Annotated in this window: 15 protein-coding genes and 1 pseudogene; 5 read left to right on the top strand and 11 right to left on the bottom strand. The window is 39.8% G+C overall.

Going from position 1 to position 20,385, the window contains the following annotated elements; all coding sequences use genetic code 11:
- Window positions 1–8 precede the first annotated feature (8 nt).
- Both NSQ44_RS03265 and NSQ44_RS03260 read right to left on the bottom strand, forming a co-directional pair.
- Window positions 9–488 carry a DinB family protein gene (locus tag NSQ44_RS03265; protein ID WP_094245185.1) on the bottom strand — a complete coding sequence of 160 codons (480 nt, stop codon included), beginning with the start codon at window positions 486–488 and terminating at the stop codon, window positions 9–11.
- Window positions 485–1,435 carry a fumarylacetoacetate hydrolase family protein gene (locus NSQ44_RS03260; protein WP_340854870.1) on the bottom strand — a complete coding sequence of 317 codons (951 nt, stop codon included), beginning with the start codon at window positions 1,433–1,435 and terminating at the stop codon, window positions 485–487. Before NSQ44_RS03260 ends, NSQ44_RS03265 begins: the two co-directional genes overlap by 4 nt.
- A 138-nt stretch (window positions 1,436–1,573) precedes the next feature.
- On the opposite strand from NSQ44_RS03260, the gene NSQ44_RS03255 reads away from it, so the two are divergent.
- From NSQ44_RS03255 to NSQ44_RS03245, 3 genes are all read left to right on the top strand, one after another.
- Window positions 1,574–2,374, top strand: coding sequence for an IclR family transcriptional regulator (locus tag NSQ44_RS03255; RefSeq protein WP_066248859.1), 801 nt, complete (start codon window positions 1,574–1,576; stop codon window positions 2,372–2,374).
- Window positions 2,375–2,388: 14 nt separating this feature from the next.
- The gene (locus tag NSQ44_RS03250; protein ID WP_063389210.1) at window positions 2,389–3,159 is read left to right on the top strand and encodes an IclR family transcriptional regulator; all 771 of its coding nucleotides are present in this window, start codon (window positions 2,389–2,391) and stop codon (window positions 3,157–3,159) included.
- Between the two features lie 118 nt (window positions 3,160–3,277).
- Window positions 3,278–4,546, top strand: a complete 1,269-nt coding sequence (locus tag NSQ44_RS03245) for a phenylacetate--CoA ligase family protein (RefSeq protein ID WP_340854867.1) — start codon at window positions 3,278–3,280, stop codon at window positions 4,544–4,546.
- Window positions 4,547–4,827: 281 nt separating this feature from the next.
- Here NSQ44_RS03245 and NSQ44_RS03240 read toward each other — a convergent pair whose 3' ends face one another.
- From NSQ44_RS03240 to NSQ44_RS03210, 7 genes are all read right to left on the bottom strand, one after another.
- Window positions 4,828–5,400 carry a hypothetical protein gene (locus tag NSQ44_RS03240; RefSeq protein ID WP_063389212.1) on the bottom strand — a complete coding sequence of 191 codons (573 nt, stop codon included), beginning with the start codon at window positions 5,398–5,400 and terminating at the stop codon, window positions 4,828–4,830.
- Window positions 5,401–5,433: 33 nt separating this feature from the next.
- The gene (locus tag NSQ44_RS03235) at window positions 5,434–6,657 is read right to left on the bottom strand and encodes an FAD-dependent oxidoreductase (protein ID WP_340789700.1); all 1,224 of its coding nucleotides are present in this window, start codon (window positions 6,655–6,657) and stop codon (window positions 5,434–5,436) included.
- Window positions 6,658–7,387: 730 nt separating this feature from the next.
- Window positions 7,388–9,106 (bottom strand): acyl-CoA dehydrogenase family protein, encoded by a 1,719-nt coding sequence (locus tag NSQ44_RS03230; RefSeq protein WP_340854866.1) that lies wholly within the window; start codon window positions 9,104–9,106, stop codon window positions 7,388–7,390.
- 560 nt (window positions 9,107–9,666) lie between these two features.
- A complete protein-coding gene (locus tag NSQ44_RS03225) occupies window positions 9,667–9,828 on the bottom strand; it encodes a hypothetical protein (RefSeq protein WP_161939833.1) in 162 nt (53 codons plus the stop codon).
- 92 nt (window positions 9,829–9,920) lie between these two features.
- Window positions 9,921–11,474: a class I adenylate-forming enzyme family protein gene (locus NSQ44_RS03220; protein WP_340854863.1), complete on the bottom strand. Its 1,554-nt coding sequence runs from the start codon at window positions 11,472–11,474 to the stop codon at window positions 9,921–9,923.
- Between the two features lie 164 nt (window positions 11,475–11,638).
- Window positions 11,639–12,418 carry an enoyl-CoA hydratase/isomerase family protein gene (locus tag NSQ44_RS03215; protein ID WP_063389217.1) on the bottom strand — a complete coding sequence of 260 codons (780 nt, stop codon included), beginning with the start codon at window positions 12,416–12,418 and terminating at the stop codon, window positions 11,639–11,641.
- A 22-nt stretch (window positions 12,419–12,440) separates the two neighbouring features.
- Window positions 12,441–13,295, bottom strand: a complete 855-nt coding sequence (locus tag NSQ44_RS03210; protein WP_063389218.1) for a 3-hydroxyacyl-CoA dehydrogenase family protein — start codon at window positions 13,293–13,295, stop codon at window positions 12,441–12,443.
- A gap of 432 nt (window positions 13,296–13,727) precedes the next feature.
- On the opposite strand from NSQ44_RS03210, the pseudogene NSQ44_RS03205 reads away from it, so the two are divergent.
- A pseudogene (locus tag NSQ44_RS03205) lies at window positions 13,728–14,956 on the top strand (IS110 family transposase).
- Between the two features lie 282 nt (window positions 14,957–15,238).
- On the opposite strand, the gene NSQ44_RS03200 reads toward NSQ44_RS03205, so the two are convergent.
- On the bottom strand, window positions 15,239–17,458 hold the full coding sequence (locus NSQ44_RS03200) for a helix-turn-helix domain-containing protein (RefSeq protein ID WP_339194330.1): 2,220 nt from the start codon (window positions 17,456–17,458) through the stop codon (window positions 15,239–15,241).
- Between the two features lie 201 nt (window positions 17,459–17,659).
- Between NSQ44_RS03200 and NSQ44_RS03195 the strand changes: the two genes are divergently transcribed.
- On the top strand, window positions 17,660–18,466 hold the full coding sequence (locus tag NSQ44_RS03195) for a glycosyltransferase family 8 protein (RefSeq protein WP_339194328.1): 807 nt from the start codon (window positions 17,660–17,662) through the stop codon (window positions 18,464–18,466).
- A gap of 222 nt (window positions 18,467–18,688) precedes the next feature.
- On the opposite strand, the gene NSQ44_RS03190 is transcribed toward NSQ44_RS03195, so the two are convergent.
- The gene (locus NSQ44_RS03190; RefSeq protein ID WP_066248836.1) at window positions 18,689–20,368 is read right to left on the bottom strand and encodes an ABC1 kinase family protein; all 1,680 of its coding nucleotides are present in this window, start codon (window positions 20,366–20,368) and stop codon (window positions 18,689–18,691) included.
- Window positions 20,369–20,385: the final 17 nt, after the last annotated feature.

The following is a 20,385-nucleotide window of genomic DNA, read 5'->3' as shown; positions in this document are numbered from 1 at the left end:
CTATTCTTTTAAAGCTTTGATAAATTACGTTGAATTTGGCTATAATGCTTGCTTGCATGTTCGACAAGCAGGTGGTCGACAATAAAAGACATCGGTTTTGTTCCGAAACGAGGATTGCGGCTCGGAGCCTCTGATTTTAAATCTTCTTCTGACAGCTTGCTCAACACTTTTTCCACTTGATCTTTTACGTTTTCAAGCTTGTTTAGCACGTCTGAAACTTCACGTTTTTCTGTATTAGCAACAGCAGCAAGCCTGTTTTCATCCGTAAGTCCTCTTCCCCATTCTGTACCCGGCGACTCAAGCAGCCGCTCAATTTCGTTTAACCAGTATGGAATCGCTTCTTCAACATGGCAAAGAATTTGCATGATGGACCATTCTTCTTCTGATGGATTCCAACGAATGGTCTCTTCTGAAAGACTTTTTGTAGTTTCAATCATTTGGTCAATGGATTGTTTTATGCTTTCAATCGCTTCGTTCATATTAGTCATTCGCTGATCTCCCCCGTCACTTTTTTCACTTTATTTTCTAATGCACCGATGCCGTCTATCTCGATGCGGACAACATCTCCATCTTTTAAAAATACTTGAGGGTCTCTTGCTACCCCAACACCTCCTGGAGTTCCTGTCAAAATGACATCTCCCGGCTCAAGGGTCATAAGTCCAGATAGAAATTCAACCAAGTACTGTACGGAAAAGACAAGATTTTTCGTGTTAGAACGCTGACGTTCTTCACCGTTAACCGTTAAGACTACTTCCAGACCAGAAGGATCTGACAGCTCATCGGTTGTTACTAACCACGGTCCCATCGGAGCGCTTCCATCCACTGTCTTGCCTTGAAGCCATTGCAGCGTACGGCGTTGAAGATCCCGGTAAGTCACATCATTCACAATTGTATAGCCTGCAACATAATCCAATGCTTCTGCTTGGGAAACATTGCGCGCCCGTTTTCCAATCACAAAAGCAAACTCAGCTTCATAATCTAGCTGATCGGAAATTGGATAATGAGGAATGTCATCCTCCGGTCCGATGACAGTATTCGCGAATTTCGCAAAAACTACAGGATATGGAGGAATCTCTCTTCCCATTTCCAAAATATGCTCCCTGTAGTTATGGCCTACGCAAATCATTTTCCCCGGCGATGGCACTGGTGCTTCCACTTTTACATCTTCTTTGGAAAACACAAGCTGCTTTCCTTTATATGTTTCATGTTTTAAAGCAAATGCAACTGCTTCTTTTGCATAGTCCAAGCTTTCCTTTCCGCCTTGTAAAAATCCGTTCATATCTTGCGGCACATACGCCTCAGCAATTTGTTTGAAGCGCAATTTCCCTTCCGATTCCAGCTTTTTTTCAAATGCGGCATGCAGATCAATCACTTTTCCATCCTCAATTGCACCGATGCGTGTGACGCCTTGTTCTGTAAACGTGATCAGTTTCACTATTGAAACCCCTTTCATTGATTATAGTCTTGTTACCATCTTAATATTGAAAAAAATCTAAAAATACATTATTTTTCTTATATACAGAACAAAATTGGATTTCCTCATCAATCAAAAAATTTTTTACAGGTGATATGGATGACTTCTCAAAATAAAAAAAGAATTTCTTCTGTTGAAAACGCTTTAAAAATTTTGAAAAGTTTTTCAATGGACGAACCGGAACTGGGTGTGTCAGAAATAGCCGAAAAGCTAAATATCGGAAAAAGCACTGCCCACAGACTTTTAACAAGCTTAGCCAGCGAAGGATTTGTATACAAAGATATAAACACAAATCATTACAGTTTAGGTGCTTCGATCTTGACATTAACAAGCATCGTTAGCTCCCAATTAAAAATTTTAAATGAGGCGACGCCGGTTCTAAATGTTTTAACAGAGGAGACAGGCGAAAATTCGCACATTTCCATATTAGAAGGCACCGAAATTATTTATTTGCAAAAAATTGAATGCACGTATCCTTCAAAAAAAGAATATACCCATATTGGCAGAAGGAATCCTGTCTACTGCACAAGTCCCGGTCAAGCCATTTTAGCCTTTGAAGACGAAGAAGTAATCGAGAAAATTTGCTCGCAGCCCTTCAAAAAATACGGTCCGAACACGATCACTTCACCCGAGCAATTAAAAGAAAAGCTTTTGAAAATAAAAAAAGAAGGCTACGCCGTTTGCAATCAAGAGTTCCAAAAAGGGATCATCGGAATCGGTGCGCCCATTTTTAATGAACATAACAAAGTGGTTGCAGCAGTGAACATTACCGGCTCTACGAAGCGAATCAATTCCATTAACATCAAGCAGCTTATAAAAAAAGTGGTGAATGCGGGAGAAAGAATTTCTGAATTAATAAAACAGAGAAAAACGAAGCAATTGTTCGGAAATGACGACTAGACTGGAGGACTAACATGAGCGAAAAATATTTGCTGTCATCTGTGAAGAACGCAATGAAAATTCTGCGTCTTTTTACACATAAACAAAAAGAGCTAGGGATTACCGAAATATCAAAAAAATTAAATATTTCCAAAAGCAGCGCCCATCGCCTTGTCTCATTGCTTGTAAAGGAAGGATTTTTATCAAAAAATCCCCGGACAAACAAGTATCGATTAGGCCTTTCGATTCTAACATTAGGAGGCGTGATTTTCAGCAATCATGAGTTGTACAAAGAAGCGCTGCCCATTGTAAAAAAGCTTGTTCACACATTAAATGAATCCGCCCATATTTGTCTTCTGGAAGAGGATCAAGTAGTGTATTTGTTCCGAATTGAAAGCAGCCAGCCCGATCGGCTGTTAACATATATAGGGCGGAAAAATCCGATTCATTGCACAAGTGAAGGGTTATGCATTCTGGCTTATCAAAACAAACGAACAATTGAAAAAGTTTTGTCGAAAAAATTATATGCATACACTCCCTATACGATCACCGATCCAGACATTTTAAAAAATGAGTTAAAAAAAATTAAAAAACAAGGATTTGCCATATCAAAAGACCAATTTTATGTCGGGTATGTCGGGATCGCAGCACCAATTCGCGATTATTCCGGCAAAGTGGTGTCTTCACTGTCCATGATTGGCTCAACTGCCAGAATGACAGATGATCGGTTTCCAGTCTTTATTGAACATATTACGCAAGCAGCTAAAAGCATATCAGAGCATTTAGGGTATATCGACGGAAAATGAGTATATTTTTTAAAATTTTGAATTTTTCGTTTTGTATAAAAGAACTAGAATATTCCTTTTTCTTTCTTTTCTGACTATGATAAGAAACTAGCCACAAGTCTAAAAGGGAGGAATATTCATGGTTCATACAGTACAAACACAAGAAAACGAACTTAGGTCGCTGCAATTGCAAAAATTGAATCGATTGTTACATTTTGTTTTGAATCATAATGAATTTTATAAAGAAAAACTTGCCGGTTTAAAGCTTCCGCTGCAATCTTTGGAAGAAATGAAAAAGCTTCCTTTCACAATGAAAAAGGAATTGGTCGATGATCAAAACAATCATCCTCCATACGGCAAAAACCATTCATACCCTTTAGAGGAATATGTAAGATACCATCAAACTTCCGGCACTTCAGGGAAACCGCTGAAAATTTTAGATACAAAAAAAAGCTTTGAATGGTGGGAAACATGCTGGCTGGAAGTTTATCGCTCCAGCGGAGTTACGAAAAAAGACAGAGTATTTTTCGCCTTTTCGTTTGGTCCTTTTATTGGATTTTGGGCTGCATTTGAAGGAGCAAAACGATTAGGCGCCCTTTCGATTTCATCCGGCAGCCAAACTTCGATTGAGCGATTGAGAAGCATGATAGAAAACAGAGCAACAGTACTAGTCTGTACTCCAAGCTACGCTTTACATCTGGCGGAAATAGCGGAAGAAAACGACATTGATATTAAAAATGGCCCTGTCCAAAAAATCATTACGGCTGGTGAACCTGGAGGCTCTGTTCCTTCTACACGAAAGCAAATTGAAAGTTTGTGGGGAGCCGTTTTATATGACCACGTAGGCATGACAGAAATGGGAGCATACGGTTATTCTTGTTCAGAACAAAAAGGGATTCATGTCAATGAATCGGAGTTTATTGTAGAAGTGATCAATCCTAACACGTTGGAGCCGGTGGAAGTTGGTGAAAAAGGAGAATTAGTATTAACCAATTTAGGAAGAGAAAGCTATCCGGTTATTCGCTATCGGACAGGCGATATCGTAATCCGGTCTGATCAGCAATGTGAATGCGGCAATTCCTATCAATTTTTCCCTGGAGGAATTCTCGGACGCGCAGACGATATGGTCATAATACGGGGCATTAACATTTACCCGTCTTCCATTGAATCCATTATTCGCGAATTCAAAGAAGTGAAAGAATTTCGCATCGTGTACTACACAGAAAATGAGATGGATCAAATCAAAGTGGAAATTGAATGCGATTCTGAACAAATCGTGCCTATCCTCGCAACAAAATTGAGAGAACGAGTCGGTTTAAGAATCCAAGTTGAAAAAGTTCCAGACAACGAGCTGCCTCGCTTTACAATGAAAGCAAGAAGGGTTGTGGACAATCGAAAAAAAAGATAAACACATATATTTTTGAAAACGTTTTCCACATAACTAGAAAAGGATGAAGATTTTCTTATCTCCAAAAAATAAAGCAGCCTTGCTTCATCTGTAAGAAGACAAGGCTGCTATTTTGCATAATTTTATTCTTCAAACTTAAAAACGGCTTTTTTCTGACAAAACTTGCATTTCTTTTTCGTGTAATGACTTAATATTATGACATGCGGTGCATCCAACAGCTTCAGCGATTCCTTTACATGCTTTTCGCACGAAAATATGGCTGCCGCACACATATGGAACCCCTACATGATATAAAATGTTTGGTTGTTTGAACCTAATGGAATATGTCCCATTTCTAAAATATCAACTAAATAGGCAAATGGATTTTCTCCCCATTCGTTTATATTTGCAGCCAATTCCCATGCGCATGCCAACACGCTGATGTACATGGCATGGCCAACTAAAAATCGAATGAATGATTCATCTGAAAATGTTTTGAAGGCACCTTTATAGACTTCATGAAATACAGCTTCCGGCAAGTGATAGACGATTTCGTTCAAAATTTCCTCTTGTCCGGATTGATCAATTTTCTCTTTCAGCCTGTCAGGCAGCACCTTCAATGCTTCCCATAAAGAGCTGTTAGTTAACCGTATGGTATCGTATATATTTCCAATTTCATCTTTTGAAATCCACTTAATTTCGTAATTTGCTATATTCAGTGATTGCAAAAATTTTTCTGCTTTATTCTGGGCGTCATCATGAATTGTTCCGACATGCTGGTACCAGTTAATGTTTAGCAGACGATCCGCCATTTGATTGACTCGTTCATGCTTGAAATCATATGAAGACTGGTTCTCAATGAGCGTAATTGACATGTTTTCCACCCCTTTATCTAAAATCAAAAGCGATTAATATTTTGTTGTTAATTCAGGCGGACCAAATTTCGGGCCATAAGGACCTTCATCAAGCCATCTTCCTAATTTCGGCACAATGGCTGTTAAAGATGCAGCAATTTCCCTTTTTAAATTCATTTCTGGAGAATTTCCTTGCAGGTGATGCAATGCAGTCGAAGAGCTGTTGCGATTCCACAAGCCTGCAATTCTCCGTTCATTTGCCGCTTTTTCAATCGCTTCGCGTCTTTTCTCTTCGCTTGAAGCATCAAGAGCTTTTTCAATTCCTTTAACAGCTATTAAAGCATCAGGAACCCCCGAATTCAGCCCTCTAGCACCAAATGGTGCAAATAAGTGGGCAGCTTCTCCTGCCAACAGAACTCTTCGTTTTTCGTCTGTATATGAATTGGCGACGACTTGATGAAATCTGTATGATGATACCCACGTAATCCGCTCTGCATATTTAGGATCCATAACTTTCGGAAGCCATTTTTTTACTCCTTCCACTTCCGAATATTCATCTGGATTATCGTCTTCCAGCAGTTGAAGGTCGATTCTCCACCCGCCTTTGAACGGTACAAACATCACATTCCGCCCGCCCATTGCCGGATGCTGATAGTGGAAAACCCTTTCAAGCGGCAGCGGATCATTTTCATCTTCTTCAACATCAACGACAAGAAATGTATCTTTTGTTCTTGGCCCTTCAAATTTTAATCCTGCTGTTTCACGGACGACAGAACGAGCGCCGTCACAACCAATCACATATTCCGCTTCCCAAACATCCCCTTTTTCTGTCACCACTTTAATGCCGTCTTCTTCTGAAATCACTTCTTTCACAGGGGTATCCCATACAAATTCAACGCCGGCTTTTTCACAATAATCATATATAATCGATTCAATATGATTTTGATGTAATGACGTAAATGGCGGAAGCGTTGTCGGATCACTAGTATCCGTCACACCGTAATTTCTTACGTACACTTCTTTCCCTTTATAAATCGTGCGTTTTATCGGCCAGACAACACCATTTCTCGCAATTTCAAAACCAAGTCCTTCATCAATGCTTTCAAGCAGCTTCAACGTTGCGTTATGAATATAAATTGCTCGGCTTCCAGGTCTTGGCCGCCCTTTCGGCTCTGCTTCAATCACGACAGAAGAAATTCCTCTTTTTTTGAGTGCCAATCCTGCTACAAGGCCAACTGGACCGGCACCTACAACGACAACTGTACGCTTGTTGCTCATGACATATCTCTCCTTTACATAAATGAAATGGATGGATTGATTGATGGAAACGCTTACTATGATTCTATTATAATGGCATTTTTTCTTTATTTGTCACTCATTTGTTCCTCTATGCGGGACAAATAAAATACCTTTGCTATTTTTTTAAATTGAATGCCCCTCGCGTCTGCAAGGTGCCAGATTTTCTTTGCGGGAGCTCGATAAGGTATATGTTGAGTTTGGGATTGCGGCATCAGCTCATACATGCTGAAAGGAGCTGTCCGATGAGTTCCTAAAATGAAGGATTTAGGAGAAATACTACCGTGAAGGACAAAATAATCGAATAAAATTTGTAAATGTCCTTCATATAGGTCATGAAGTTCAACAAGAAGCAATTGTATGTGCTGAATGTTCGTCATAAAACGTTTGGAGAACGTAATTAAGAAAAGTCCTTCATAAGACTTCTGAACACAGATAGAAAAATGGTTTGTCCGATAAGTCCCTAAAATGAAGGGGCTCCAAAAAGTCAGGGTAACTGACTTTTTGGACAGCCCCTTCAAACAAAAATCGAAATATATTAAGGGAGCTGTCAAATAAGTCGTTTTTCGGCTTATGACACCCCCTTAAATGTTTTAGAAACGTTATATATGATGCTTATGATTTTTTGTTTTCAATGGAGAATTGACTTCCTGAACAGCCCTACTTGAATTATTTTTGGAACTTATCGGACATCCACGTAAGAAACAATCGATTATAGCTTGTGAATGCCTGAATAATTTCCGGCAGTTATAACGGCAGATGCTATCAATCGTTTATCATGAACAAAATCATTGTTGCTTGATTGAATCGTTTTAAATAATTTTTCTTGTTGCTGCTTTATTTGTTCATCGTGTAACACACTGAACTTGAACATTTCTGACACGATTTTACTAGATGCCTCATATGCGAAAATTTTTGCCAATAGTTTCTTTTCTTTTATTTTTTTCTGAGCTTTATTTGCAAGTAATTTTTCTACTCGAAATAAATTGCTTTCAATTGAATAAATCGAAATGGCCAAATTTGCCAACCATGCTAAAATTTCTTGTTCTTCCTTATAATTTTCAAATGACTGTAAAATCATTTCCATCGCTTGTCCCGCGAGCCTTCTCAAGTTGGACAGCAGTTCCCACTCCTGCGCCATTTCTTCAGATGGACCTTCATCGAGCTTTCTGAAATCCGGCCATTCCGCTTTTGATTGCAGCAGTGTTTGGGCAATAATCATCCGGTTAATCTCGTTTGTTCCTTCAAATATTCTGTTAATCCTTGAATCGCGGTAAAGGTGCTCCACTTCATATTCGGAAATATAACCGTATCCGCCATGCATTTGCAGCGCTTCATCCACAATGATATCCAGCGCTTCGGAAGCAAACACCTTGTTGATCGAAGCTTCCACTGCAAATTGCTTTAAAATATCTCTATACGGTATATTATTTTCTTTACAGTACTGATATCCCCGATCCAACTCGCCGGCAGAACGATATACCATGCTTTCAATCGTAAATATTTTTGCAGCTATGTCGGCTATTTTTTCTTGAATTAACGGAAATTGCGACAGCAGCCGATTAAATTGTTTCCGCTCTGTTACATGCTGAACGGCGAGCTCCAATGCTCTTTTTGCCATGCCGAGGCTTGCCGCTGATATTTTATGGCGGCCGTTATTCAAAATGTTAAACGCAATCAAATGTCCCCTGCCAATTTCCCCTAATACATTTTCAACCGGAACTTTTACATCCTCCAAAATGACCGGTGTTGTTGAAGAGCCTTTTAAACCCATTTTCTTTTCTTCCGGCCCTATTGTAATCCCTTCACTGTTTTTATCGACAATAAAGGCGGTGAACTTCTCACCGTCCACTTTCGCGTACAAAATAAAGAAATCTGCAAAAGATGCATTAGTAATAAATTGTTTTTCGCCATTAATTAAATAGTACTTGCCGTCATCAGACAATCGTGCTGTCGTTTTGATACTTAAGGCATCTGTTCCTGCCGACGGTTCTGTCAATGCATACGCACCAATTTTTTCGCCGCTAACTACGTAAGGCAAATATTTTTCCTTTTGTTCGTCTGTTCCATAATACACAATCGGAAGGGAGCCAATTCCAATTTGCCCTCCAAATGTTGTTGAGAAAGATCTCGTCTTTCCAATTTCCTCCATGATGATAACCGAGCTGATTTTGTCTAAATCAAGCCCTCCGTATTCTTCAGGCACATCTGATCCTAATAGACCTAATTCTCCTGCTTTTCTCAAGAGCTCAATCGATTGATCAAATTGTTGTTTTTCTATTTCCGGCAAAACAGGCAAAACTTCTTGTTCCACATAGGCTGATGCAGTACTAGCTATCATGCGATGTTCTTCAGTAAAATTCTCCGGTGTAAATATATCATCTAAAGAAATCACTTTTTTCAAAAAAGGGTTACTTGAAAATTGTTCCATTTTATAACACCTCTGTTTTTTACCATTCATTTTTCTCCCAAAGCTGCTTCATCTGTTATTAGAGCAAAATCAAGAAAAGTGCATTTGCTCCAATAAGCTGAAAACAGTCCCCATAACTACCGGCATCTGTATAAGCTTGCTGAATGGAAGCGCAAAACATAATGGCATCACATACTTAATGGAAAGAACAAAAGCTAAAGGCACGAAAGAATAGCGGGAAATTCCAAATCATACATCACTTTTCCTTTGCGTCCAAAAAAAGAGGCGGAGCCAGCCGAAATAACGGCTGAAAAACTCATCATGAGACGACAATTTATATGGAAGGTAAGTAATTGCTGCTGCAATATCGAAAAAAGACAAGAATAGAAGCAGGGAGCCACCAAAAGATTAAGAAAATCCGGATCTCGCAAATGAAATCAAATGAGCATGCACAATCACCAAACGCTTATGAACATTTTTTGCAATCGTTTTCAAATTTTAAAAGATTGGAAGTAAAAATAATAGATTTGAGATATTGTTATTTTATCTGAATTTTCGGAAATTATAACTCGTTTATTCAGTCAATAAACCAGCTTCCAAATCGCAGCATGGACATCAAACGCATGAATAACTTCAATACCATGGCAAAACTGTCCGTTACGACGAGTTACATAAATAATGCCGGCCGGCAGTGTAAAGAAACCAACAGGAAACATTATATGGAAATTGATGCTCAGCTTCATAAGATATCCTGATATTTTCCAAATCATAATCGCCGGAGTTTCAATGTTTCAGCCGATAAGCTGTTCTTAAACTCTTCTTTTCATCGAACCATTTACGCATCGAAATTAAATTTTTCCATCACTTGGTCTTTCAGTCTTACCTTTTGAATTTTACCGCTCGCTGTGACAGGAAAATCTTCTGTGAAAATAATTTTGTTTGGAACTTTGTATGATGCCATTTGCGCTTTAACAAACTCTTTTAATTCTTCCTCTGTGCAAGCTGCGCCTTTTTTCAGCTTTATAACAGCACAAACTGATTCGCCCATTACTTCATCAGGCAAGCCTATGACAGCTGCTTCGACAACTTGAGGGTGTTTAGTTAAAACTGCCTCGACTTCCTGCGGATAAATGTTGAAGCCTCCACGAATGATCATTTCTTTTTTTCGCCCGACGAAACGAAGGTTTCCTTTTTCATCCAATACTCCGAGATCTCCCGTATAAAACCATCCTTCTTTATCCAAAACCTGCTCTGTTTGTTCCTTCATTTTGTAATACCCTTTCATGGTGCCAAAGCTGTGGATGGCAATTTCACCAACTTCACCTGGAGGGAGCTCCTGCCGATTTTCGTCTACAATTTTCAGCTTTACACCTTCGATCGGTTTTCCTACAGTTTCCAATATCACTCGTTCATCCTGTTCATCATAGTCAGTCGCAGTAACAGATCCTGTTTCGGTAATTCCGTATGATTGGCACAAGTTTATTCCCATCCGCTCCCGAATTTCTTTCACTTTGTTTGGTGGAATAGGTGATGCCCCGACAATACCCGCTCGCAATGAAGAAAGGTCATAATCTTCAAAATCTTCTTGTTCTAATTCTTTTATAAACATGGCGGGAACTCCTTGTTTGATCGTCACTTTTTCCTGTTCAATTAATTTTAATGTTTCCTTCGGATGATATTTCTCTTGCAAAATGATTCTTGCGCCGCAAGAGATCGCACAAAACAAATTGACGGCCATTCCAAAAATATGGAATAAAGGAGCAGGAACGATAAACACATCTTTTTCAGTACATCTAATCGTTTTAGCCATAATATTAGCTGATTGAACAATGGCGCGATGGCTGATCATTACACCTTTCGGAATGCCTGTCGTTCCTGATGTATACAATAAACAAAACAAATCGTTGTTGACATCAAGCTTTTCAGCTGGAGCATCTTCTGACGCGGAAGACGCTACTTCTTGATAGGATAATAGATCAGGATGTTCAAAACGAACAGAAATCAAAGTTTTTACAACTTGGAACGCTTGCTTAAATCCAATGTTTTCATCAAACTGTTCCGTTACAAACAACACTTTTGGCTCCGAATTTTTGAGAATGTATTCCACTTCGTGATGCTTATACTTCGGATTAAACGGAACTAGAATGGCACCTATTTTGGCCGCTGCTACAAAAATAACGGCTGTTTCGTTCCAGTTTGGCAAGCAAACAGCGACTCGATCTCCCTTGTTGATCCCCAGCTTTTTCAAACCCGCAGCCAGCCGATTAGCTTCTTGAAAAAATTCGCCATAGGTCAATCTGTTTTTCAGGTCATAGAGCACTTCTTTATCTTTATAGGCTTTCACCGTATGTTCTACCAACTCGTACACCGAAAACAAATAATTGTTCATTGCTTCGCCATCTCCTCTTACGCAAATATTCAAAACATGTAAGACACGAAGCATCCTGAGTCATTTCATATCGGACACTTCGTGAAATTACATGATTTGTTCGTTCGATGACTTTTTCTATATAAAATAACCTTTTCTACATGAAGTCGGTTGTATCGCTTTTATTATTTTCCAACGTAAACCGGCTTGCGCTTTTCTACAAACGCTTTCAATCCTTCTTTTCGATCTTCTGTTGAAAAGGCATTGGCAAAACTAGATGCTTCAAGGGTCAATCCTGTTTCCAGATCAGCATTGCTGCCAGCATTGACAGCTATTTTCAGCATACGAAGAGCTACAGGCGGTTTTTGGGCTAGCTTTTCTGCCCATTGTTTGGCAGTTGCCAGCAGTTCCTCGCCAGGTACAACTTTGTTCACTATATGAAGCTCCAACGCTCTGTTAGCATCAAACATGTCGCCAAAATAAAGTAATTCTTTAGCAATGCCTTGACCGACAATTTTTTGCAGACGCTGGGTGCCTCCGCCGCCAGGAATAATGCCAAGACCGACTTCAGGGAAAGCAAATTTAGCTTTTTCCGAGCAAATCCGCAGGTCACAAGCCAATGCAAGCTCTAAGCCTCCGCCTAAAGCAAGACCGTTAATGGCAGCAATGACAGGTTTGGATGCGTTTTCAATTTTTGAAAAAGCTTCCCTTGACACACGGTTCATATTCATCATGCCAACAAGATCGAGATCAGCCATTTCGTTAATATCTGCTCCGGCAACAAATGCTTTTTCACCGCTGCCTGTTAAAATAATGACTCTTACTTGGCTGTTTTCTTCCAGCTCGTTAAAAATGGTTACAAGCTCTTTAAATACTTTTGAATTCAGCGGGTTGACAGGCGGGCGGTTGATGGTGACAACTGCTACATGCTGTTCAATATCGCATGTTAAAAATTCCAAGCTCATCTTCAGTCCCCCATTCTCATGATTAGTCATAGTCGTAAAAACCGGCTCCTGTTTTCCTTCCAAGTCTTCCTGCTCTTACTAATTGCTTTAGAAGCATTGGAGGTGCGAAGCGGTTATCATTAAACTCATTTTTCATATATTCCATTACGTAGTAGCCGATATCAACACCGGCAAAATCTTGAAGTGTGAACGGCCCCATAGGATAGTTCAGCCCGAGCGTAACCGCTTTATCAATATCTTCCGCTGTAGCTACCCCTTCTTCGAGCAGCTTAATCGCTTCAATAAATTGCGGAATCATAATACGGTTGACAATAAATCCTGGAGTGTCTTTTTTCACTTCCACCGGCTCTTTATTCAGCTTTTTCGCAAATTCCTTCAGTTCTACTACTGTTTCATCGCTTGTTTTATATCCTCGAACAACTTCCACTAATTTCATGATCTGCGCAGGATTGAAGAAATGCATTCCTGCGACGCGTTCCGGCCTGTTCGTTGCAGACGCAATCTCTGTTATGGACATGGAAGAAGTATTTGTTGCCAAAATCACATGGTCAGATGTAATTTGATCCAATTTCGCGAAAACGCTTTTTTTTACTTCCAAATCTTCTATAACAGCTTCAATCACAATATCAGCCTGTTTAAAATCCTCCAAATTTGTCGTAACTTGAATTCGTTCCAAAACTTCCTTTTTTTGCTCTTCGGTCATTTTTCCTTTTGCAACGCTTTTTTCCATAAATTTATTTATTCTTGATAAGCCGTTATCAAGAAATTTTTGTTCGACATCATGCAAGATAACTTGAAATCCTGAAATGGCGGCCAAATTGGCGATGCCGCTTCCCATCGAGCCTGCTCCAACTACCCCGACTTTAGATATCGTCATAGTCACAACTCCTCGTATACTAAGTTTCAGAAAGTTTTTTTATCGAATTTCCAGTCCGATACGCTCCTTGACAATCGCATATCTTGGGTGGTTACCTTTGTGGGAGGGGCGCGCCCCTCCCACAAAGGGTTCAGCGTACCGGGGTTGGACTTTTCTCAATGTTCCTGGATAATGGTCTTAGGATCATCGGGGATACTCTTCTCACTCCTGTAGCTTCGACTACTTGTAAAGTCTGTCTCCCCGGCCCCTGTTTGGACGTCTAACCCGCAGGCTGTTCCCGTTGGTTTTCCCCATGCTGGAAGGAGCAGCTTCCAGGGCAGCCCATGGTCCAACGTGAGTTCTCATATGCGAGGGTGACTGGTCAACAGGCGCGATCCGGGGGCATCCCGAAGAGTCCAACCCCTCGATCCTACAACAATAGGAGGTGATCTCATGAAACTCTACGTCGGGATCGACGTGAGCTCACGCGACTTAGCCACCTGCATTATGGATCATGAAGGAAATACGTGCGCACGCTTCAAAGTGGATAATCATCTTCTGGGCGCCACCTTCCTTCGGGATCAAATCCTCCTGTGGGCTAACAAGCGAAAGCCAACCGAAATTCTCATCGGGATGGAAGCCACCTCGGTCTACAGTTGGCATCCAGCTATGTTTTTCCACCAGCAGGAGGCCTTGCAGGCTTGGAACGTCAAGGTGTTTACGATCAATCCAAAGCTCATTCGCAAGTTTAAAGAAGCCTATGTCGACTTGGAGAAAACGGATGACATCGATGCTTGGATCATTGCGGATCGGCTTCGCTTCGGCCGTCTGAAGATGACGGCTGTCCTCAAGGAGCAGTTTCTCGCGCTTCAGCGACTGACACGCATGCGATATCATCTCGTCCACCAGTTAACCCGTGAGAAACAGTATTTTCTCCAGCACTTGTTTTACAAATGCAGTTCCTTTACCCAAGAGGTGGACAGTTCGATCTTCGGACATGCCATTCTCGAACTGCTGCTTGAGTCGTGGAGCCTCGATGACATCTGCCAAATGGATGTCAAGCAGTTGGCCGACTTCCTGCGCCAAAAAGGGCGCAATCGCTTTGCCGATCCGGAATGCATCGCCAGTCGATTCAAAAGGCGGCCCGTTCGTCGTATCGGTTGTCCAAGTGTGTCGAGGATTCCATCGACTTGCTGTTAGGGCTGTCGATTCAATCAATCCGCAGCCTGCAATCGCAGCTCAAAGAGCTCGATAAAGCCATTACCCGCCATCTTGAAGGCATTCCGAACACACTGCAAACCATCCCAGGCATCGGACCGGTTTATACCGCAGGCATCCTGGCCGAAATCGGGCAAATCGAGCGGTTTCACAACCAGGCCGCCTTGGCAAAATATGCCGGCTTGACATGGTCCAAGCACCAATCGGGCCGTTTTCAAGCCGAGGACACCTCCCTCATTCGTTCCGGCAATCGCTATCTCCGTTACTACCTAGTGGAGGCTGCCAACTCGGTGCAACGGCATGATGCGACGTTTCGTGCGTACTACCGGAAGAAGTATGAGGAAGTGCCCAAACACCAACATAAACGAGCCCTCGTCCTCACCGCTAGAAAACTCGTGCGTGTGATCGATGCGCTGCTACGCAACGGTCAAATCTACACGCCAAGAAAGGGGGAAGATCGATAAGAGGATCGATCTGGTATACCAATATCAACCTTTAGACCCAGTTTATTACATGTACCAATACTGGGTTTCTTCAGTATTGCCTTTTTTCGGATCATCGGACAAGGGAATTTCCAATTTCTATGATTTTTCACCTTGACATATTACCGCAGGACTTTTAAAAACATAACTTTATTAATATTCTGTAAATTATTATAGAAAATATAAAATGAAATAAACACCTACAAAATACGGAAAAAGCTTCTCTTCTATCAACAATTTTGTGGAAAAAACGCTGCGGCGCTTTTATATTCTTTCAGTTGTTTTTGAATAATACAGATCATAAAGCTTATAAGCCATCATCATATTGAATCGATGATCAGCATCATTTAAATCAATTTCCAGCAGCGATTCAATCTTTTCAAGACGATAAAGAAGGGAGCTTCGATGAATAAACAGCTCTTCTGCCGAATTTTTAATATTTCCGTTGTTATAAAGGAATACTCGCAGCGTATGGAATAAATCCATACTTTTCCCTTCCGAATAATTCAATAACGGTTCAAGATGCCTTTTGATGAAAAATTCCACCGCTTCTTTATTATCTAAATGATGTAAAATAGTGTAAGCGCCCAATTCCTCAAACAAAGCAAACCCTTTTTGGCGAAACCTGTGAAACACGACATTCAAAGCTTGGATAGCCTGCTGATAGCTAATATAATAATCATTTAAATTTTCAGTTTTACCGCCGATCCCCATGAATACTTGGCATTCAATATTGCCTTCTCGAACCCAATTTTTTATATTTCTATAAAATTCTCTCCAATAGTTTTTTGGATGCTTGCCTTCTACTTTTACCGGAACAATCAATATATAGTTTCCATCGTTTGTCGCCATGATAATTTCTTTGCTGAAACGGGAAATTTGTGTTTTCAACTGGTCCCAAATCAATGTTTTTTTAGATTGTTGAACAAGCAAATTACTGTTTTCCGTTTCCTTCTTATCTAATAAAATCGACAACACCGCTAATCGGTGCTGATGAAATAAGTTCCATTGGAATAAATTCGCATATTGTAAAATCCGCTCTTGATCCTCTATACGTTCCACAAGCAATTTGCTGACAAAGCTATCCTTTACCTGCTCTTTTGTATCCAAAACAAGCTTCTGCTTGATAAATTGGATCGAACAAATATTTCTTGCCAAATCAATTGTCAGCTGGTCAAATTCATCCATGTCATTTTCGCCAATTTCAACAGCCAAAAACCCAAGCAAATTTCCTCCGCCGTTCACCTTCCACAGCCTGAAATGAAGCTCTTCCCCGTCATCCAATTGGATGTGGATTTTCCTTCCGTTTTCTATCAATCTCTCTTTATTTCCGCTGCTCATCAGCCTTTCTACATCTTTATTTGATAAATCATAATGATGGAAGGAACAAGAAATCGGCCTCATAAAACGGTCGAACAAAAGGACGGATTTGGAAAAAAGACTTCTTAAAGCAGAAGTAATACCGTCAAAATTATCATGCTCTACTGTTTCTTTCACAAGAGCGTGCTGATAATCAAGCAGAAAGTAAAGACGTTCTTTATGCTCCTTTTCGTTTTTATATAAACGGGCATTTTCCAAAATAGCGGCAATATGATTGGAAAGCAGCTTTAATATCTCCAAATCATCTTCATTAAAAACTCCCTTTTGTTTCCCTTCTACATGAAGCACACCGATTGTTTTCAAATCAAATATTAATGGAACGGTCAGTTCAGACCCGCCTGGAGTATCCAAAAACGGAAAGTATTCTTTTAAAACATAATTTGTTTCAATATTAATCCGTTCCGGTTTTTCAAATGGACCATAGGATGGAGGCTGAAAAATAAAATGGTTTTCTTTTTCGTTATATAAATAAATACAAGCCATCCTTGCATTAGTTCCTTTTCCGGCGCGTTCCACAAGTGTTTCAATATTTTTTTCAAGCGGAACATCAAGCGACAAATTTTTGCTGATCCACTCGATCCCTTCGATTTTTTTAATTTGTGCTTCTTTTTGTTTCGCCATTGCAATCGCAACAGCTACATCTTTGCCGAATTCGTCAAAATGGGCCTTCATATCCAACAGAGGTACGTAGTCAAGATAAGCAATAATGCAAAAGCCCAAGCTGCTCATATCGTCTTTGAGAGGAACTGTAAACCACGTTTTTACTTTTTCTTTTTTCATTAAATTGGTAAACTGACAGTCGCCTGCTTGCTCTGCTTTATCATATGTTAAGCTTTGGTGAAGGAGATTCGGCGAACAGTTTTGAACCTGCAGCGGAAAGGATTCCGTTATTTTCTGCAAATCTCCGCTCCAAACTTTCAAACTCAGCTCCTCTCCCTCTTGTAAAATGATGCCGACAAAATCACATGAAAACTGGGAGCGGAAGGAATCAGCCAAAAATTGCAATGCCTCTTCCTCCGTATCAATTTTCACTAGATGTCTAGCCGTTTTTCGCAAATGATTTTCAATCTTTCTCATTAATTTTTCCCGTTTTGATTCTGTCAAAGAGAACTCCTCCTTTTTGAAGAAGCTTGTGTCAATATTTCGAAAAATGAAAAACATGCTATAATTCAATTTAAGCAAAAACAAATGCTGCGTACAAATTTTATTTGAAAAATGAAAACGTTGATGGTAATTTGTTAAATAGCTGTGGCTTTATCCACGCTTTTAAAAATTTTGCTACGATCTTTTGCGAGGATGGTACAAATGATCAATATTCTTGTCACACTGAATTCAAATTATATTCCCCCGCTGAAAGTTATGTTAAATTCATTATTCCAAAATAATATTGAAGAAAAATTTTCGATATATATCATGTATTCAAATATTTCCGATCAAGATTTATACGAATTGGATCAATTTGTAAAACGTCATAACCAAAGTTTATATCCAATATACGTAGATCCTAAGCTCTTTGAAGATGCACCCGTTTTTCGCCATTATACATCAGAAATGTATTATCGATTAGCTTCCCATCAATTTTTGCCCGACGATTTGGACCGAATTCTGTACCTTGATCCCGACATCGTTGTAATCAATCCCATCAAAGATTTTTACTATAGTGATTTTGAAAATTGCTTGTTTATTGCTTCTGAACATACACACTCTACAAAAGTTGCCAACCTTTTTAATAAATTAAGGCTTAAAACCCCGAATGCGAAAGGATATTTTAATACGGGCGTTTTGCTTATGAATTTGGAACGGATTCGGAAAGAAGTGAAATTGGAAGATATTTATGCATTTATTAATGAAAACCGTTTAAAGCTTGTCCTTCCTGATCAAGATGTGCTCAATGCTTTATACTGGGATAAAATTAAACCTGTTGATTGTTATCGATACAATTATGATGCAAGATATTATGAAATTATTAAATTGCTTCCAAATGCAAAGCATGGGATGGAGTGGATAAAAGAGAATACTGTTTTTATCCATTATTGCGGGAAAGACAAGCCTTGGCAAAAAAACTATAAAGGAGAGCTGGGAGCTTTTTATAAAAAGTACGAAATACTATAAAGAGCGGCAAAAAACATTTATCATCACATCTCCGCGTTAATAAAAGGGGCTGTCTAATAAGTCGTTTTTTCGGCTTATTGACACCCCTTTCTTACATTTAGTCAAGTACTTTTTTAAATTCTTTTGGAGATATGAATTAATGTTTTAGAAAACGTTGATATATCACCGTTAATGATTTTTTGTTTTCAATGGGGATTTGACTTTCTGGACGGCTCTTTTTGACTAAAACCGTCCTGACTTAAAAATGGAAAATAACAGCCACAAAAACATGAGCGTTGCTACGCCAAAACCGATTTCAATCGCTGGAATTTTCCAAAGCAGTGTTGATTGCCTTCCCATTGAAGAACCAATAATAATCCCTACCATAATAATACTGAATGCCAATAACACGATGCTGAACGATAACCGATTGCTGATGCGGTCAAGTTTTTTCAGAAAAAGATCCAATTCCGGAATCGTGATCTCATGGCGGAGTCTGCCCCGCTTCATTAAAGAAGCGATCTCTGCTACATAAGCTGGAAAATCCATTAGCAGTTCTGTATAATCTGTTACGTGTTTCCATGCATTTTCAGCGATATACTTCGGATGCAAGCGCTCCTTTGCCAGCCGGCGACCAAAAGGCTCAGCAACATCGATAATTCTAAAATCAGGATTCAATTTTTCGACCACGCCTTCAACCGTCAAAAGCGTTTTTCCTAGTAGTGTTAAATCAGAAGGGATTTTGATGGAATGTTTGAAAGCTGCTCGAAAAAGGTCGTTCACAGCTTCACCGATGCTGACTTGGTGTAACGGAACACCGTAATACTTTTCCCGTAAATCTTCGATGTCCGCTCTCAATTGCTTTAAATCGATATCTTCAGGAACGATGCCCATGCGCAAAATGGCTTTCATGACGCCATCCGTACTCTGCCTCATTAAAGAAATCACTAATGATGAGAAATGATGCTTCATGTCCGATGTAAGCCGGCCGGTCATTCCGAAATCAATGAAGGCAATGATTCCGCCCTGCTTAATGATGACATTTCCAGGATGGGGATCGGCATGAAAAAAACCATCTATAAATATTTGCCGGAAAATTTCTTTTGATAAAATTTCTGTAATATGATCCAAATGGTATCCATTTGTTTTTAGTTTTTCAATCTCATTTAGTTTAATTCCTTCTACATATTCCATTGTTAATACTCTTTTCGTCGAGTACTCCCAAAACACTTTCGGAATGTAGACAGCTTGTTCATTTGCACTCTGTTTAGAAAATTTGTCTGCATTTCGGGCTTCAATGGTATAATCGAGCTCAGCACGAAGAGCCTTTGAAAACTCTTCAATCATGTCCCTGACCTGATACTTTGCAGCCCATTTTAGCCTATGCTCCGCTAATACCGCTAAATCTTGAAGAATTTCTAAGTCCGTTTCAATCACATTCGAAATATGAGGGCGTTGAATTTTTATAGCCACTTTTTCACCCGAATGCAAAACAGCTTGATGAACTTGTCCTATTGAAGCAGCAGCTAACGGAGCATGATCAAAGTGCCGAAAAATTTTTTCTATTTCACCGCCCAATTCTGATTGAACAATCTCACGCACCTCATCAAAAGAAAAAGGCGGAACTCGATCCTGCAATTTTTCCAATTCACTAATAATCTCCTCCGGCAGCAAATCAGGACGGGTGCTCGCAATTTGACCTAATTTTATAAATGTCGGGCCTAATTCTTCCAATACAAGCCTTACCCGTTCACCTATCGTTTTGGAATGATGCTCAGTTTTTCTGCCAAAAAAAGCTTTTTGCGGCAAAGAAAGAAATTGCGAAATACCCATTTCCTCTACGACGAATCCAAATCCATTTCGAATTAAAGCAGACGCGATATCCCGATAACGGCCAATATGCCGCATCCTTTTTCCGACCACTTTACCGCCTCCTCAAC

The sequence above is a fragment of the Aeribacillus sp. FSL M8-0254 genome, from assembly GCF_038008845.1.
In the GTDB taxonomy this organism is placed as follows: Bacteria; Bacillota; Bacilli; order Bacillales; family Aeribacillaceae; genus Aeribacillus; species Aeribacillus composti.
This window is presented reverse-complemented; position numbering and strand designations above follow the sequence as displayed.

Excerpts from the sequence above, each read along its gene's own strand:
- NSQ44_RS03265 (WP_094245185.1), bottom strand. The coding sequence starts at position 488 with ATGACTAATATGAACGAAGCGATTGAAAGCATAAAACAATCCATTGAC.
- NSQ44_RS03255 (WP_066248859.1), top strand. The coding sequence starts at position 1,574 with ATGACTTCTCAAAATAAAAAAAGAATTTCTTCTGTTGAAAACGCTTTA.
- NSQ44_RS03250 (WP_063389210.1), top strand. The coding sequence starts at position 2,389 with ATGAGCGAAAAATATTTGCTGTCATCTGTGAAGAACGCAATGAAAATT.
- NSQ44_RS03245 (WP_340854867.1), top strand. The coding sequence starts at position 3,278 with ATGGTTCATACAGTACAAACACAAGAAAACGAACTTAGGTCGCTGCAA.
- NSQ44_RS03240 (WP_063389212.1), bottom strand. The coding sequence starts at position 5,400 with ATGTCAATTACGCTCATTGAGAACCAGTCTTCATATGATTTCAAGCAT.
- NSQ44_RS03235 (WP_340789700.1), bottom strand. The coding sequence starts at position 6,657 with ATGAGCAACAAGCGTACAGTTGTCGTTGTAGGTGCCGGTCCAGTTGGC.
- NSQ44_RS03230 (WP_340854866.1), bottom strand. The coding sequence starts at position 9,106 with ATGGAACAATTTTCAAGTAACCCTTTTTTGAAAAAAGTGATTTCTTTA.
- NSQ44_RS03225 (WP_161939833.1), bottom strand. The coding sequence starts at position 9,828 with ATGAAGCTGAGCATCAATTTCCATATAATGTTTCCTGTTGGTTTCTTT.
- NSQ44_RS03220 (WP_340854863.1), bottom strand. The coding sequence starts at position 11,474 with ATGAACAATTATTTGTTTTCGGTGTACGAGTTGGTAGAACATACGGTG.
- NSQ44_RS03215 (WP_063389217.1), bottom strand. The coding sequence starts at position 12,418 with ATGAGCTTGGAATTTTTAACATGCGATATTGAACAGCATGTAGCAGTT.
- NSQ44_RS03210 (WP_063389218.1), bottom strand. The coding sequence starts at position 13,295 with ATGACGATATCTAAAGTCGGGGTAGTTGGAGCAGGCTCGATGGGAAGC.
- NSQ44_RS03195 (WP_339194328.1), top strand. The coding sequence starts at position 17,660 with ATGATCAATATTCTTGTCACACTGAATTCAAATTATATTCCCCCGCTG.